Here is a 13,921-nt window from a genome sequence, read left to right as displayed (position 1 = left end):
TGAACGCTGAGTGGCATGACGAACACGACCGCCGCACCGGCGCCCGCCTACCGCGACCTGCCCCGGCTGATGAGCCTGATGACCGGCGACGAGAAGCACGGCCCCGCCGCCACCTCGACCCTGGACGCCCTGTGGGTGCTGTACGACCGGGTACTGCGGGTGACCCCGGAAACCGCCGACGCACCGGACCGGGACCGTTTCCTGCTGTCGAAGGGGCACGGGCCGATGGCGTACTACGCGGTCCTCGCCGCGCACGGATTCTTCGACGAGGAGCTGCTGGCGGGCTTCGGCTCGTACGCATCGCCGCTCGGCCACCATCCGGACCGGCTGCTGGTGCCCGGCGCCGAGATCGGAAGCGGGTCGCTCGGGCACGGGCTGCCGCTCGCCGTGGGGAGCGTGCTGGGGCTGCGGGCCCAGGGGCTGACCGGACCGCGGGTGTGGGTGCTGACCGGTGACGCCGAACTGGACGAGGGCAGCAATCACGAGGCGATCGCCTACGCGGGCCCGGCCGGCCTGGAGCAGCTGCACACCGTGGTGATCGACAACGCTTCGGCGACGTACGGCCGCCCGGGCGGGATCGCCGACCGGTTCGCGACAGCGGGCTGGTCGGTCGCGAACGTGGACGGACGGGACCACGAGGCGCTGTACGCGGCCTTCACCGCGCCGCACCCCGGTCAGCCGAGGGCCGTGGTCGCCCGGGTCGCCCCCAAGCGCTGAGCCGCATCACGAAGAACCGACGAAACCCCCGAACCGAGGAAGAGGAACACCCCCATGGACACGATGCGTGACCGCTTCATCGCCACCACCACACGACTGCTGGACGAGGACCCCCGCCTGGCGCTCGTACTGGCGGAGATCAGCCGCGACGGATTCGGCCGGGCCGAGCAGGACCATCCAGACCGGGTCGTGAACGTCGGCATCCGGGAGCAGTTGCTCATCGGGGCCGGGGCCGGGATGGCGCTCACGGGGATGCGGCCGATCGTCCACACCTTCGCGAGCTTCCTGGTGGAGCGGCCGTTCGAGCAGGTGAAGCTGGATTTCGGCCACCAAGGGGTCGGCGGGGTGCTGGTGAGCGCCGGGGCCTCGTACGACTGGCCGGCCGGCGGGTTCACACATATGGCGCCCGGGGACGTGGCGCTCATGGACACCCTGGACGGGTGGACCGTGCACGTTCCGGGCCATCCCGACGAAGCCGAGACGCTGCTGCGGGAGGCGGCCGCCGGGGACGGCAGGGTCTACGTACGCCTGTCGCTGCAGTCCAACGACCGGGCGCGACCGGTGGGCGGGACGGGCGGGTTCACCAGTGTGCGCGAGGGAACGGGCGGCGTGGTGATCGCCGTCGGACCGATGCTGGACAACGTGCTCACGGCAACGGAGGGCCTCGACGTGACCGTGCTGTACGCGACCACCGTGCGGCCGTTCGACGGCGAGGGACTGCGCCGGGCGGTCGGTGACCGGCCCACCGCCGACGTCGTGATCGTCGAGCCGTATCTGGCCGGCACCTCGACGGGCGCCGCCAACGACGCACTCACCGCCGTCCCTCACCGGATCCTGGCACTCGGCGTGGCCCGCGAGGAGCTGCGGCGGTACGGGCAGATGGACGAGCATCTCGCGGCCCACGGCCTGGACCCGCGCGGCCTGCGGGAACGGATCGGCGGCTTCCTGGGCGAGTGAGGCGGCGGCGAGCAAGGCGGCGGGGCGGGTGACGGAGGGGGAAGTGACGGACGAGGCGGCAGGCGAGGCCGCGTACGTGGGCCGTACCGGCCCATTGACCCCGCCGAAGGCGTGAACCTACCCTGGGCAACGCACTCAGAAAGCGCTTTCTACCTCCCTCGGAACCTACCGCACAGGGAGCGCCCCATGAACTGTCGCCCCTCGATCCGTGGTGTCCTGCGGAGCCTGTTTCCCCCGCGTGTCCTGATTCCGGCGGCCGCCCTCGCCCTCTGCCCGGCACTCACCCTCTGCCTTCCGGTGAGCTCACCTCCCCCGGCGCACGCCACCCCCGCGCGGGCCCCCGCCCTGGTCCCCGTCACCCGGCCGCAGCCCGCCTTCCGCGAAGCGGAGTGGTTCACGACGACCGGCGGGGCACACGGCGGAGCGGTGACGGAGAACCGGGCCGGCGACTCCGGCGGGCGGCGGATCACGGAGATCGAGGACGGCGACTGGATCGACCTCGGCGCGCTGTCGCCTGCGAACGTCGGCTCGGTGACGGTCCACGCCGCCTCCGGAGGCATCGGCGGCGCGGTCGAGTTCCGGGCCGGGTCGCCGACCGGACCGCTCCTTGGGAGCGTCACCGTCCCGGTCACCGGCGGGTGGGACCGCCCCACCTCGCCGACGGCAGGGCTGACCGGGGCAGGAGGCGGGTTACGGCTGTTCGCCGTGTTCACCAATCCTGTGTGGCGGGCGGGGGCGGCAGACCTGTTCGCCATCGACTGGTTCCGCTTCGACGGCCCGGCGGACGGCGACGGACAGACCGCGTCGCGCGCACCGGCACCGCCAAAAGCCGGACCGGCCCGAAAGGCCGGTCCGGCTTCCGTGTGCTGTGCGGGTGTCAGTGGATGAGCACCTGCGCGAGAGCCACCCGGCCGGTGCCGGAGGTCACGATCCTCACCGAGCGGGTCCGGCTGTCCAGGTTCACCAGCGTGGGACGCAGCGCCTTCCCGCTGACGTGCACCGTCCCGTCGTCGGTCACGATGTCGAAGTCGGCCGTGGTGGATGAGGAGTTGTTCCAGACCTCGACCTGGCGGATGTGCCGGACGCCGCCGAGGTCCACCTGCCACCAGGCTCCCGCCTCGGAGAGCGTGCGGGTGTCCGTGTTGGTGTCGGCGTCCAGGGCGAGGGCTGCCGTCGCCGCGCCCTCGGTGGAGGACTGGGTGGCCGTACCGGTGCGCGCGAGGTCGGTGCGCAGTTGCTCGACCGGACCGCTGCGGGACCCCGCCCCGGCGGCTACGGCGAGCGCTTCGGCGGGCAGCCGGTCCAGTCCGGTGAGGTTGTCGGTCATGACGGACCCGCGGCCTGCGAGTGAGGGTGCGGCGGTGTCGGTCCAGTTGTCGCGCGCGGTGTTCTCGATGCCGTAATCCACCCAGTTGGAGACCCACTTGTAGCCGATGCGGGTGATGACGTTCTTCTCGACGGTGATGTGCGAGGACTGTTCGTCGAGGTAGATTCCGTTGCCGTCGCGCTCGGTGTTGCCGTATGCGGAGCGGTTGATGTAGTTGCCGCTCAGGACGGTGCCGGGCTGGGCGCCCTGGGTGTAGATGGCGCCGCCGTCGTGCTGCTGCTGCGCCACCTCCATGACGTCGGTGATGCGGTTGTTCGTCACCCTGTTGTCGCGCAGCACGGACGTCTGTGCCTCGGTCTGGTTCCAGCCCCAGCCGACGGAGATCCCGGAGTACGGGAGGTGGTCCAGGCTGTTGTGGTCGACGGTCAGCTCCGCCTCGTAACCGGCCCAGATCCCCACCGCGTCGGTGTACTCGACGCCCGTGCGGCTGATGGTGTTGTACGCGACGGTGTTGCGCTCCCCGGTGAGTTCGGCGCCTGGCATCGGCTCGGTGTCGCCGACGTACACCGCGCCCGAGGACAGGTCGGTGAAGGACGAGCGGGTCACGGAGCTGTCCTTCGTGCCGGCTTCCAGGATCGTGCCGGCCCCGCCGAGGTGGGTGAACCGGGTGTTGTCGATGCTCACTCCCCGACCGCCGCGGACGGTGACCGCGGCGGCCGGCTTGGTGTAGAAGCGGCCCGCGTGGTCTACGGGGCCGGTGGCTCCGGTCAGGGTGAGACCGGCCTGCATGCCCGCATAGCCCTCGTCGGTGCCGGGCCGGCGGTACGCCGCATACGCGAAGCCGATCCCGCTGACGGTGACGTCGTGGGCACCGTCGACGACGAGCAGCTGTTCGGTGTGCGGAGTGACGGCCTGCGCGTGGCGCATGTTCTCGCCCTTGCGCGGCAGGTAGGTGACCGTGCGGTCCGTCGAGTTCCAGACGAACTCGCCTGGTTGGTCGAGTAGTTCGGGGGCGTTCTCGAAGAAGGCGACGCCGCCGTAGCGGCCGGAGTCGACCGTGGTGGAGTCCCAGGCGGGTCCGGTGCGCTCCGTGCCGCTCGCCGAGTTGGTCCAGCAGGGCTGGGCGAACGTCATGGTGTCGCCGCTGACGGCCGCGATCCGGCAGTGGTAGTTGCGCCAGCGGACCCGGATGACGGCCTCGGCATCGGTGGGGCGCTGCCACCCGTCGATTCCGGTGGCGGTCGCGCCCGTCATGCCGGCCTTGGTCGCGTCGCACGTGGCGGCCGCGCAGGCCTCGCCGCGGGCACGGGTCGCGCGCCTGCCGTCGACGAAGAGCTGACGCGGGGTGACGCCTTCGGGGACGCGGGCGCTCCAGGTACCGTCGGTGTTCTGCCGCCAGCCCGTGATGTCCTGTCCGCCGGAGAGCACGGGGCGAGCACCGGGGGCCGCGGTCCAGGTGGCTCCCGAGTCGGCGGCGCCGAGCCTCAGGGGCTCGTCGAGCCGGTACGTACCGTCCTTGAGGAGTACGCGGACATCGTGTCCCGACACCGTGCGGGCCAGGTCCCGGGCCGCCCCCGGGGAGCAGGGCCGGGCGACGGTGCAGGAGGTGCCGCGGCCGTCCGGGGCCGCGTACAGCGTGCGGGTGCCGGGTGCGGCCTGGGCGGTCGGGGCTGCGAGGAGGGCGGTCAGGACGGCGACGGTGGCGGCAGCGGCGGTTCCTCGTGCGACGTTCACGGTGCGGTTCACGCGGTGGCCTTCCAGTCGGGGTGACCTGGCATGGGCGGGTTGACGGCTCCGAAGAGCCACTCGCGCAGGAACGGGTCGACGGACCGGTCGCCGGTGACGTCGACGGCGTGCCGGATGAAGGCCTCACTCGTGTAGGTGGAGTCCTTGAAACGCCGCACCCACGCGCGCATGACCTTGTCGAACGACGGCCGGCCGATCTGCAGGCTCAGGGCGTACAGGACGAGTGCGCCGCCGTCGTAGATGTTCGTGCCGCCGAGCGCCCTGGGCAGTCCGGGCGGGCCGTCGGCGGCGCGGACCGCGTCGAGCTTCTCGTACGTCGACTTCATCTTGTCGGCGAACACGGACCAGCCGCGCTCCTCGCCGTACAGGCCGGCGTAGTACACCGCGGGGCCCTCGTTGAGCCAGGCCTGCTGCCAGTCGTTCGGGGTGACGGAGTCGCCGAACCACTGGTGGACGAGCTCGTGCACCATGGTGGTCTCGTAGCCGGGCTGTCCGTTGGCGTTGAGCTTGAACCAGTTGGTGGAGAACAGGGAGAGGGTCTGGTTCTCCAGGGCGTCGGTGTAGCCGTCGTAGATGTGGACGCCGTAGACGGAGAACGGATAGCGGCCGAACTTCGCCTCCAGCCAGGCGAGATGGTCGGGGGTACGGGCCACGATCGGGCCGTACTTCTCCTCCTGGCCCTGCGGGACGATGTGCCGCAGTGGCAGGCCGCGGTGACTGCTTCCGTACAGGTAGGTGCCCTTGACGACGGCGATGCCGATGAGTTCGGTCGCCATGCGCTCGCGGAGGGCGAAGTGCCAGACGGTGGAGCCGTCGGCGCGCGGGGTCCTGTGGGTCAGCTCGCCGTTGGCGGTGGCGACGAAGCCCTCGGGGGCGCTGATGTGGAAGGTCCACGTCGCTTTGTCGGACGGGGTGTCGTTGCAGGGCAGGAAGGTGTCGGCGCGCGAGGACTGGGCGGCCGAGGCGAAGCCGCCGTCGGTGCCGAACTTCCAGCCGGTGAGGCCGAGTCGGGGCGTCTTGCCGTTGCCCCGGTAGTGGATCTCGGTGGTGAACGCCTGCCCGTCGCGAAGTGGGCGGACGGGTGTGACGGTCAGCTCCTGGCCGCTCCTGCCGGGCGTGAGCGCCCAGGTGGCGGGGCGGCCGGCGACGGTGACGGAGTCGATGGTGTGGCCGTCGGTGTCGAGGTTGAAGGCGGAGAGGTCCTGGGTGGCCTTGGCATTGATCTTCACGGTCGCGGTGAAGTCGTACGTCACCGGGGTGAAGTCGAAGATCAGGTCGTAGTGGGTGACCTGGTAGCCGCCGTTGCCCAGGGTCGGGAAGAGCGGGTCGCCGACCCCGTCGGAGCCGGGCCCCGGGTCGAAGCCGTGCGGCCGGGCGGAGGCGGGCGGGCCGAGCACGGGTACGGCGACAGCCGCGGCGACGGCCGCCCCGCCGAGTCGGAGGGCCGTGCGTCTGCTGGTGGGAGCGGTCATCACTTCTTGCCCTTCTGGAAGGCCTGCTCGAACTCGCCGCGGGCCTGCTCGCCGCCCTTGGCCAGGTAGTCCTTGACCAACTGGTCGTAGGCCGACATGGGCTTGCGGCCGGCGATGATGTCCTTCAGCGCGTCCTGCTTGAGCGTGTAGAGGCTGCCGTAGCCCTTGGAGTCCCAGGTGGGCGAGGAGTACTGGAGCGTCGGGTCCGGCTCCATGATCGGGATCATCTTGGTGAAGGCCTCGTGCACATGGCGGACGCCCTGCTCCGAGTCGGCGCTGAAGATCGCGGGCACGGCGGAGGCCATGAACTTCCAGGGCACGGTGACGTCCTGGGTGCCCTGCTTCGTGAGCGCGGGGTTGCCCTTGGCGTCGCGGGTGAAGTCCTTGCCCTCGACCCCGTAGTTGATGAGGGTGTACTCCTCGCTCCCGAACGGCGAGGCGGCGAAGTCGGCCAGTGCGAGGACCTGCCGCACCCGCTCATCGGACGCCTTCTTGACGTGGGTGTTCTCCAGCTTGACGTTGTCCATCCAGGCGACGGGCGCGGAGCCGAACGGCACGAAGGGCCTCGGGTCGTACTTCTCGTCGATCGCCTTCATGGCTGCGATGTAGCCGACACCGGGTGCCAGATAGGTGGGCATGCCGTCGTAGACGTAGGCGCCCTTGCCGTTCTTGAACATGTCCGTGTACTGGGCCTTCTGCGCCCCGGACATCTGGAGGGTGCCCGGGTAGAAACAGCCCGCCTCGTAGAGCGACCGCGCCGTCTCGACCGCCTTGCGGAACTCCGGGGTCTCCAGGTCGCTGGTGAACTTCCCGGTCCTGGCGTCCATCCGCCATGAGTACGGTGCGCCGGCCGACATGGCGAGGACGTTGGTGACACCCGCGATGATCGCGTACTGGTCCTTCTTGGGCCGGGTCAGCTCCTTGCACGCCTCGACGAACCGGTCGAGGCCGGTGATCTGGTCGAGGCTCGTGATGCCGATCTCCTCGAACAGGTCGTGCCGGTAGAAGCCGGCACCGCCGGTGCCCGTGCGCGCGATCGGGATGCCGAAGAGTTTTCCGCCGAAGATCGCGGCCTGCCAGGCGCCCTTCGGTATCGCGGCCAGGTTCGGGTAGTCCTTGACCTTGTCGCCGGCGAGGTACGGGGTCAGGTCGGCGCACGTGGCCTGGAGGAACCCGGACTTGTTGTCGACGCCACCGACCTCGGGGTACATGAAGAGGTCGGGAAGGCTGTCGCTCGCGACCATGGTGGAGAACTTGGTGCCGTAGTCGTCGGCGGGCACGGCGGTGATGTCCACCTGTCCGCCCAGGAGCTTCTCGATCTCCTGCCAGGCGGCGTTCTTCCCCCGCGAGGGCGGCGGCGGGGAGAAGGTCTCCATCGTCGCGCTGATCGGCTTCGCCCCCTTGAGCGGGGTGTTGCCGGTGGCGCGCAGCGGCTTGGCCGGGTAGCTGAAGAATCCCTGCGGGACGCCGGTGGCCGTCCCGGCCAGATCGGGCTCGAGGCCGATGTTGCGGACCGCGGAGTCCGGGAGCAGCGAGGCGCTCTTGGCCTCCGCCTTGGCCGTCGTGCCGCCGTCGCCGCAGGCGGCGAGCAGCGGAGCGGCGGCCAGTCCAAGACCGACGCCCGCACCCATGCGGAACAGTGCTCTGCGATTGATGGGAGTGGAGCTCGACACCTGAATCTCCTTGGAAGTGGGAGAGGGGAGGAAGGAGTGGGGGGCGGTGGCTGCGCTCAGCCCTTGACGGCGCCCGTGAGCACGCCCTTGGTGAAGTAGCGCTGGAGGAAGGGGTAGACGCAGAGGATCGGGACGACGGCGATCACGAGAACCGCCATCTGGACGGCCTGCTGCGGGGCGAGCACCTCGCCGGCGGATGCGGCGCTCAGGCTCTGGCCCTGGAGGACGTAGGTGCGCAGCACCATGGGCAGCGGCCATTTGTCGGAGTCGTTGAGGTACAGGAGCGAGTTGAAGAAGGCGTTCCAGTACGTCACCGCGTAGAAGAGGCTGATCACGGCGAGTACGGCCTTGGACAGCGGCAGGACGATCCGCACCAGGATGCGGAAGTCACCGGCACCGTCGACCTTCGCCGCGTCGTACAGCTCATCCGGCAGGTTCATGAAGAAGGACCGCAGGACGACCAGGTTGAAGGCGCTGACCAGGGTGGGCATGACGAGCGCCGCGTACGTGTCGTACAGGCCGAGCCCCTTGACCAGCAGGAAGTTCGGGATGATGCCCGCGTTGAACAGCATCGTGAACAGGGCGGTCATCAGGATGAAGCGGGACCCGGTGACGTCGCGGCGGGAGAGACCGTACGCCATGCCGACGGTGACGAGCAGGCTGGCGAGGGTGCCGAACACGGTGATGCCCACGGAGACCAGCAGCGCCCGGGTGACGACGCCCCCGGTGAAGATCGTGCGGTAGGCGTCCAGGGTGGGGTGGTCCGGCCACAGGACGAGGCCGGAGCTCTTGATGATGTCGGTCTGCGAGGCGAAGCTCGTGCCGATGACACCCACGAGCGGGTAGGCGACGGCGAGGACGACCACCACGACGGCTGCCGCCTTGGCGGTCTGGCCGATGCGCGTCGGCCGCTCCATCCAGGGGGGCCGGCCGTCGGACTTGCGTACGGGAGCGGGGCGGGGCGCCGGTGCGGTACTCCGGTTCCTGGCGCGTGTCTTCTCAGCGGTCAGCACCGCGGTACACCCCTTCGTGGCCGAGCCGGTGGGCGAACTTGTTCGCGCCCAGCACGAGTGCGGTGCCGATGACCGCCTTGACGAGTCCGACGGCGGCGGCGACGCCCCAGTCGTTGTCCTTGATGCCGTGGTAGTAGACGTAGGTGTCGAGGACTTCACCGGCGTCCGGGCCGACCGCGTCGCGCTGGAGCAGGATCTGCTCGAAGCCGACGGAGAGGATCTGCCCGAGGTTGAGGATCAGCAGCAGGATGAGGACGGGGGCGATGCCCGGCAGCGTCACGTGCCACAGGCGGCGCCGGGGGCCGGCGCCGTCGATCGCGGCGGCCTCGTACTGCTGCCGGTCGATGTTGAGCAGTGCGGCAAGGATGATGATCGTGCCCCAGCCGGCGTCCTTCCAGGCCACCTGGAGGGTCAGCAGCCAGGGGAAGGCGTCGGGGTCGCTCATCATGTCGTAGCGCGGGAGGCCCATGCTGCCGAGGAGGTCGGGCAGCACCCCCGCGCCGCCCAGGATCTGCTGGAAGATCGAGACGATGATGACCCAGCCGATGAAGTGCGGCAGATAGACGACGCTCTGCACGAAGCGCCTGATGCGGTCGCTGGCGATGCTGTTCAGCAGTAGGGCCAGGGCGATCGGCACCGGGAAGAAGAAGACCAGCTGGACGAGTGCGATCTCCAGCGTGTTGAACGTCGCGCTCCAGAAGGCCGGTTCGGTGAACGCCGCGGAGAAGTTGGCGAAGCCCACCCAGACGCTGTGCATGTATCCGAGGTACGGCTGGTAGTCCTGGAACGCCACCACGTACCCGAGCAGCGGGACGTAGTGGAAGACGACGAAGTAGAGCAGGCCGGGCAGGGTGAGCAGCAGCATCACCCGGTCGCGCTTGATCCGCTGCCCGAGTGTCAGCCGGCGTGGGGCGACGACGGCCGGCTCGGCCGGCGGGGCGGGTTCTTCGGCCCGCTTTCGCCGCTTTTCCCGCGGCAGCGGGGGTGCTGTGTCAGCCATGGTGCGTCCTGTTCGGCTGGGTGGCGCGTGGTGAGCCTTCTGCGGCCGCAAGTTAGTAAGCGGTTAACCCCAGCGTCAAGAGATCCGGGCGAACGTCTTTGTTACGCGATGCCCTGGAGGGGAGATCCGAGCCTTCGATAGCCTGCATACCGGCATAAATACGGCTGTTCTCCAGGAGGAGAGCTTGACGGTCGCCCTCCAGGCTCCTTAGCGTGCTGGTCATTCCATAGAACGCGATTACTGTCCGGAGGCAGGGTGCGAACCACCGAAGAGGCGCCGGCTCGTTCCGGTACCGATGCTGCGGCCCCGCCCGAAAGGCGCCCGCGCACGGTCCTGGTCATGAGCCACGGGCTGCTGGACGACGTCTTCCCGCCCTCTGTCCGGGCGCGTCTCGAGGAGACCGCGGAGCTCCTCGATCCGTCCCTGATCAGCGAGTTCGACTCCCCCGGCGCCGTGCGGGCACTGGCCGAGGCGGAGGTACTGCTCACCGGCTGGGGGTGCCCGCCGGTGGACGCCGGCCTGCTGGACCGGACACCGCGGCTGCGGGCCGTGATCCATGCGGCCGGCACGGTGAAAACGTTTCTGTCACCGTCGGCGTTCGACCGGGGGATCGTGGTCTCCTCGGCCGCCGCGGCCAACGCCGTGCCGGTGGCGGAGTTCACCCTGGCCGCGATCATCATGGGCGCGAAGCGGGTGTTCCCGCTGGCGGGGCTCTACCGTGCCCGCCGCACCCACCGCACCGGGGCCGACCTCGACCGGCAGCACTGGCTCGGTACCCACGGCCTGACCGTCGGAGTCGTGGGCGCGTCCCGGATCGGCCGCCGGGTGATCGAACTGCTGCGGGTCCTGGACGCCCAGGTGTTGCTGTACGACCCCTACGTGAGCGCCGCCGGGGCCGAGCTCCTCGGGGTGACCCGCGTGGACCTGGACACCCTCGTGGCGACCAGCGACGTGGTGACCGTCCATGCCCCGGACACCCCGGAGACGCGGGGCATCATCGACGCGCGCCGGATCGGCCTGATGCGCCCCGGCACCCTGCTCGTCAACACGGCACGCGGCACCCTGGTGGACACCGAGGCTCTGACCGGCCACCTGGTCAGCGGGCGGCTCGACGCGGTCCTGGACGTCACGTCTCCCGAGCCCCTGCCCGCCGGACACCCGTTGTGGGACCTGCCCAACGTCTTCCTCACCCCGCATCTCGCGGGCGCCCAGGGCAACGAGGTGGGCAGGCTCGGAGCACTCGCCGTCGACGAACTGGCGCGGTACGCGCGGGGTGAACCCTTCGGCCACCCGGTGCACCGGGCCGACCTGGGGCGGATCGCATGAACGCCGACCCTCGACAGGCTCTAGGCTCGGCGTCACACAACAGCCACCAGGGGGTGAGCCGGATGCGCCGGCAGAGCACGGCCGCGGACGGACCGCGGCGAGCGACGGTCACCGACGTCGCACGGCGCGCAGGCGTCTCGACGGCCACCGTCTCGCGCGTCCTGAACCGCAACTACCCCGTCGCGGAGGCGACCCGGGAACGGGTCGAGTCGGCCATGCGCGAGCTCGGCTACGTGGTCAACGCGCACGCCCGCGCGCTGGCAGGTGTCTCCAACCGCACCGTCGGCATCATCGTCAACGAGGTCATCGACCCCTTCTACGCCTACATCGCACGGGGTGTGGAACGGGAGGCGGCGCTCGGCGGACGGCTCTGCCTGGTCTGCTGCACCCAGGGCGACCCCCAGCGCGAGCTGGCCTTCATCGACCTCATGCACGAGCGCAGGGCGGACGCGGTGGTGGTGGTCGGCGGATCGATCGCCGACCGCGGCTACACCTCCGAGCTGGCCCGCCGGGCCCGCGAACTGGACGCGGGCGGCTCCAAGCTGGTGCTGTGCGGACGGCCGCCCCTGGGCGAGGCAGCGCCCACCGCGGCGGTCGAGTACGACAACGAGGGCGGCGCCTTCGCCATCACCGACCACCTGCTGATGCAGGGGCACGAGCGGATCCTCTACCTCGGCGGCCCGCCCAAGCTCTCCACCACCCGTGACCGGCTGGCCGGCCACCGGCGCGCCCTGGAGCTGCGGGGCGTCGCCGTCGATCCCGACCTGGTCCAGCCGGGCGCCTTCAGCCGTAACTTCGGCTATCGGCGGATGGCCGAACTATTGCGGGACGGACCGGAGTTCACCGCTGTCTTCGCGGCCAACGACGTGGTCGCCGCCGGTGCCGCCCAGGCACTGGAGGAGGCCGGTGTGCGGGTACCCAAGGACATCTCGCTGGTGGGGTACGACGACATCCCCGTCGCCCAGGAGCTTCGCCCCCGGCTGACCACCGTCCACGTACCCCTGGAGGAAATGGGCCGCCAGGCCGTACGGCTCGCCGTCTCGGGCGGGGACGAGGACGACTGGCGCGAGCCGACGACGGGCGCGCTGCGGCTCGGCACCCACATCGTGGTACGCGATTCCGTGGCACCCCGGGCCGGCAGGTCCAGCCGTATGTGACCGGTTACTTCCTGCCTGTCCGCAGTTGGCCATAGTAAATGACAGTAACTTCCCGACTCCTCTTGCGGCTCGACAGCAACCGCTTACATGCTGACGGAACGCACCGTCCCACTCCGCACGCTTCCGCCCCTCATTCGTTTCTGCAGGGAGAGTTCCGCATGCGCAAGTTCACCTCCTCCAGCCCGGTTTCCCCCTCGGTCGGCCGCCGCGCCGTCCTCGCCGCGGGCGCGGGTGCCGGAGCGGTGGTCGCACTCGGCGCCACCGCCACCACCGCTCGGGCGGCGGCGCGCCGCCCCGGCGTCCGCCCGGTCTCGCTGACCGTCACCGCCCGCCCCGCAGCCGAAGCCGAACGGCTGCGGCTGGCGCAGGCCCTGCGCGGCTCGGAGTTCCGGCCGACCGGCCTGTACGCACCCGCCGGCACCCCGCTCTCACTCACCGTCCAGCCGTACGACGGTCTGGTTCCCACCCTCTGGATCGGTGCGTGGGACTACTACGGCGAGATCACCGAGCCGCGCAGCTACCCGCTCACCGTCGGCGCCAACACCGTGACCGACCCGCACGGCGGCCCGGTCTATCTGACGCTCACCGGGCGGGGTGAGCGTGCGGGCGTGCTGTTCCGTTCCGGCACCGTCCCCATGCCGGTCTTCACCCTGGGCAGCACCACGGAGGCCGGGTACCAGGAGCAGCTCGACACCCTGACCACCTCGCCCTGGGTGGAGCTCCACGGCCCGAACACCATCATGACGCTGACCCGCGAGGGCGCGCTGCTGTACCGCGGCGAGGACCACGCCGCACTGCTCCGGCTGGTCGAGACGATCATCGACTCGCATGCCCGGATCAGCGGGCTGGACGGCTCGAAGCCGGTGCACCGGCGCAAGGCGGGGCCGTACCACTTCACCGAGGTCAGCAAGGTGCCCACCGGCGTCGGGGCCTATGCCACACACGGCTACAACGGCTTCCCGAGGGCCTATCTCGACCGGGCCACCACCGTGGAGGGACTGCGTACGCGCGGCTGGGGGCTCTACCACGAACTCGGCCACCTGCACCAGCAGATGGCGTACAAGGCGGGTGGCATGACCGAGGTCACGGTCAACATCTACTCGTTGGCCGCCCAGCGCACGCTCAAGCAGCCGTCCAATCTGCTCACCGTCGACCCGGCGACCGGACTCACCGCCTTCCAGACCTCCCGGGCGAAGTTCGGCACCGCTGGGCTGACGTACGAGAAGTCCTTCGGCGCGTACGAGAAGCTCGTGCCGCTGCGTCAGCTGGAGCTCGCCTTCGGGGACGACTTCTGGCCCCGGCTGCACAAGCTGGTGCGGGAGGAGAACCCACAGTCCGACTACACGGAGAACGCCAAGCGGTACCGGGCGCTGGCCACCTACTCCAGCCGGATCGCGGGCCACGACCTGACCGACTTCTTCGTGAACACCTGGGCGTTCCCGGTGGACGCCGTCGGCAGGGCCGAACTCGCGGCCCTCAACCTGCCGCAGCCGCCCGTCGACCCGAGCACCCTCAGCGACTGACCGAGCACGA

Annotated in this window: 11 protein-coding genes; 6 read left to right on the top strand and 5 right to left on the bottom strand. The window is 70.3% G+C overall.

What is annotated here, in order from left to right; translation table 11 throughout:
• The first annotated feature begins 15 nt into the window (after positions 1-15).
• The 3 genes from ABT025_RS16075 to ABT025_RS16065 all read left to right on the top strand — a co-directional run bounded on the left by ABT025_RS16075 (position 16) and on the right by ABT025_RS16065 (position 2,562).
• Positions 16-717 (top strand): thiamine pyrophosphate-binding protein, encoded by a 702-nt coding sequence (locus ABT025_RS16075; protein WP_350994311.1) that lies wholly within the window; start codon positions 16-18, stop codon positions 715-717.
• 54 nt (positions 718-771) lie between these two features.
• A complete protein-coding gene (locus ABT025_RS16070; RefSeq protein WP_350994309.1) occupies positions 772-1,674 on the top strand; it encodes a transketolase family protein in 903 nt (300 codons plus the stop codon).
• Positions 1,675-1,860: 186 nt separating this feature from the next.
• Positions 1,861-2,562, top strand: a complete 702-nt coding sequence (locus ABT025_RS16065) for a carbohydrate-binding protein (protein WP_350994307.1) — start codon at positions 1,861-1,863, stop codon at positions 2,560-2,562.
• On the opposite strand, the gene ABT025_RS16060 is transcribed toward ABT025_RS16065, so the two are convergent.
• From ABT025_RS16060 to ABT025_RS16040, 5 genes are all read right to left on the bottom strand, one after another.
• A complete protein-coding gene (locus ABT025_RS16060; RefSeq protein WP_350994303.1) occupies positions 2,552-4,747 on the bottom strand; it encodes a right-handed parallel beta-helix repeat-containing protein in 2,196 nt (731 codons plus the stop codon). The genes ABT025_RS16065 and ABT025_RS16060 overlap by 11 nt on opposite strands.
• On the bottom strand, positions 4,744-6,219 hold the full coding sequence (locus ABT025_RS16055) for a M1 family metallopeptidase (protein ID WP_350994301.1): 1,476 nt from the start codon (positions 6,217-6,219) through the stop codon (positions 4,744-4,746). Before ABT025_RS16055 ends, ABT025_RS16060 begins: the two co-directional genes overlap by 4 nt.
• Complete coding sequence (locus tag ABT025_RS16050) at positions 6,219-7,892, bottom strand: extracellular solute-binding protein (RefSeq protein ID WP_350994299.1); 1,674 nt, start codon at positions 7,890-7,892, stop codon at positions 6,219-6,221. Before ABT025_RS16050 ends, ABT025_RS16055 begins: the two co-directional genes overlap by 1 nt.
• Positions 7,893-7,948: 56 nt before the next feature.
• Positions 7,949-8,809, bottom strand: a complete 861-nt coding sequence (locus ABT025_RS16045; RefSeq protein WP_350994365.1) for a carbohydrate ABC transporter permease — start codon at positions 8,807-8,809, stop codon at positions 7,949-7,951.
• A gap of 82 nt (positions 8,810-8,891) precedes the next feature.
• Positions 8,892-9,905, bottom strand: a complete 1,014-nt coding sequence (locus tag ABT025_RS16040) for an ABC transporter permease (protein WP_350994297.1) — start codon at positions 9,903-9,905, stop codon at positions 8,892-8,894.
• 339 nt (positions 9,906-10,244) lie between these two features.
• On the opposite strand from ABT025_RS16040, the gene ABT025_RS16035 reads away from it, so the two are divergent.
• The 3 genes from ABT025_RS16035 (at position 10,245) to ABT025_RS16025 (ending at position 13,911) form a co-directional block, all read left to right on the top strand.
• On the top strand, positions 10,245-11,231 hold the full coding sequence (locus tag ABT025_RS16035) for a hydroxyacid dehydrogenase (protein WP_350994295.1): 987 nt from the start codon (positions 10,245-10,247) through the stop codon (positions 11,229-11,231).
• Positions 11,232-11,293: 62 nt separating this feature from the next.
• A complete protein-coding gene (locus ABT025_RS16030) occupies positions 11,294-12,388 on the top strand; it encodes a LacI family DNA-binding transcriptional regulator (RefSeq protein ID WP_350994293.1) in 1,095 nt (364 codons plus the stop codon).
• A 158-nt stretch (positions 12,389-12,546) separates the two neighbouring features.
• Positions 12,547-13,911 carry a M60 family metallopeptidase gene (locus ABT025_RS16025; RefSeq protein WP_350994291.1) on the top strand — a complete coding sequence of 455 codons (1,365 nt, stop codon included), beginning with the start codon at positions 12,547-12,549 and terminating at the stop codon, positions 13,909-13,911.
• The last annotated feature ends 10 nt before the right edge of the window (positions 13,912-13,921 follow it).

It is taken from the genome of Streptomyces sp. NPDC002809 (assembly GCF_040295435.1).
In the GTDB taxonomy this organism is placed as follows: domain Bacteria; phylum Actinomycetota; class Actinomycetes; order Streptomycetales; family Streptomycetaceae; genus Streptomyces.
This window is presented reverse-complemented; position numbering and strand designations above follow the sequence as displayed.